At 37.3% G+C, this 2,236-nt stretch carries 1 protein-coding gene and 1 pseudogene; both read left to right on the forward strand.

The window, feature by feature from the left end:
- Positions 1–717 precede the first annotated feature (717 nt).
- Positions 718–1,746 (forward strand): GlxA family transcriptional regulator, encoded by a 1,029-nt coding sequence (locus AB6E08_RS22655; RefSeq protein WP_054543368.1) that lies wholly within the window; start codon positions 718–720, stop codon positions 1,744–1,746.
- 163 nt (positions 1,747–1,909) lie between these two features.
- Positions 1,910–2,236: pseudogene (locus AB6E08_RS22660) on the forward strand (transposase); the annotation flags it as partial.

Below are 2,236 nucleotides of genomic sequence, written 5' to 3' on the forward strand. Positions count from 1 at the left end.
CTGTATTCGGAGTTGATGGGGCCGGAGAGGAGTTGTCTTCGCTGCCACAACCGGATAATAATGTTGCAATCGAAATTATTACGAAATTGGATTTTATATTATTTAATAGCATAAAGTAAATAAATGATGAATTTATGCAATAATATATAGCCTAATGAATGATTAGTTAAATTAGCGTATGTGATGAAAATATAAAATAAACTTATTTATAGGCTGTTCTTAAAGGGATTAGTTCCAAGGATGGGTTGTATAAGTTTATTTTATGATATTATTTCAATTTATTATTGGGTTGGAGTGGGCTTGGTTTGATATATTGCTATGGTGAGAAATGTGGTTATTAACTTTACATTGAGATAATTACGTCGAGTCAGGGTGAATGATCATATTGGTAACAAAAAAACAAGACAAACAAGGCATCGCCTATGCCCGACCAAGAAAAGCAGTGGCATTGCGCTGCGTGTAAAAATAATGGTGGCCAAAACCAGGGATTTGAATAAAAATAACTCTAACTGAGCAAAAACTTAACATTTTCAATGGGGTTTGGTTAGTAGGTAATTTTTATTTTTTGTGTTATTTTCATTACTGTTCGATTTAGATCTAGCATTTAATAGTTAAATTATAATTAAATTTACTATGTTTAGCTGTGTGAAAATGTGTGGCATTTTAGTTGAGTAAGCTATAATTTGAGGTGCTTTAATAAGTGAGGTGGATGTAATTTTGGAGCATATTGGTAAGAATAAGGTTGGTGTGGTAGCTCTAGTTGTTTCTGGTCGCTTTTTTACCACAACCACGGGGCCGTTAGAGATCTTAGAAACGGCGGCTGCTCTTGCTAAGTGTAGTAGTTTTTCTTCGACCGTTGTTTCTGTTGATAATAAACCAATATCAGGGCGTGGTGGTATTACAATTCAAGTTGATGAACGATGGCAAAATATAACGGCAGCAGACGTCTTGTTAGTCGGTTCGATTGGTGACCCAGAAGAAATTCTAAACTGTATTCCACAAGAAATTATTGAATGGGTTAAAAGTCTACATCAAAAAGGCACACGAGTAGTCGGTATCGACACGGGTGTTTTTGTCCTAGCACAAGGGGGACTGCTTGATGGCAGTGAGGCAGTTGTTCATCCATATTATTCACAATTGTTTCGCAAAAACTTTCCTGCTATTAGCCTTTTGGAACAGAGAAAGGCACTAATTAACGAGAGGGTCTATTTATCTTCAGGCGTTTATACTTATCAAGGACTGATTTTTCAAATCATTGAAGAAATTTTCGGCAGTCAGGTAAAGTGTATATGTCACCAGTTGTGCAGTGCGAATGAGTGCGATGATACGTCGTTGACTTACAGTGACGTGATGAGTTTTATGCAACATAAAGATGCATTAATTCATAACATCCAGAAGTGGATAATAAGCGTTGATTCTAGCTCAATGAGCGTTGGTGAGTTGGCTTCGGAGGCGCATCTTTCTGAACGACAGTTTAAGCGAAGGTTTAAAGATGCAACAGGAATCACGCCATTAAAGTTTATTCAATTAGTTAGGCTGTCATTTGCAAAAGAACTTCTTAGAACCACTAAACTCACTGTAGAGGAGGTGGGACGTAGAGTCAGCTATGAAGATGTTCGGTTCTTTAGACAAATATTTAAAAGAGAAAATGAATTATCTCCTCAAGAATATCGAAAGAATATGTTGGCATCTTTAGACAAAGACTTAGATATCTTGGTGGAAGATCCAGTATTTTTTGAAGGTTAAATCAATGATTTGAGTTTATAAGAACTTACTGGCTCATATGTGCCTTATTGCGTAATTCAATGGAACCAAATCTACAACCTAGGATTTGTTCAGCTACATTCCTTTTTCCTCGTAGCCTCATGCTTAAGCCTCGTTGCACACCAACCAACCAACCATTCATTAACGTGGTTCTCTGACTTTTTGGATTGATGAAAAAGCCATAAGGCAAGTAAAACCAACGCGGCAGACCAAGTCGGTTTAGTTATTTAGCTTTGCCACTGCGCTCATGGCGAAACGAGTATGCTCTATGCCACTACAAGGATTTATCTATTCATTATTTAAGCTAGCTCATGTTCCATTGAGCTGTCTGCATTACACCTGCATCAGTCGTAGAGTAAAGCAAGTTGAGGTCTCATTTTAGATGAAACGAGAGGAGGACACATACAGCAATTAGCCATTGATGCGACTGGCCTTAAGGTTTATGGCGAAGGTGAATGGAAAGTCAAAAAAC

The sequence above is a fragment of the Vibrio sp. 10N.247.310.24 genome, from assembly GCF_041467175.1.
Lineage (GTDB): Bacteria > Pseudomonadota > Gammaproteobacteria > Enterobacterales > Vibrionaceae > Vibrio > Vibrio tasmaniensis_A.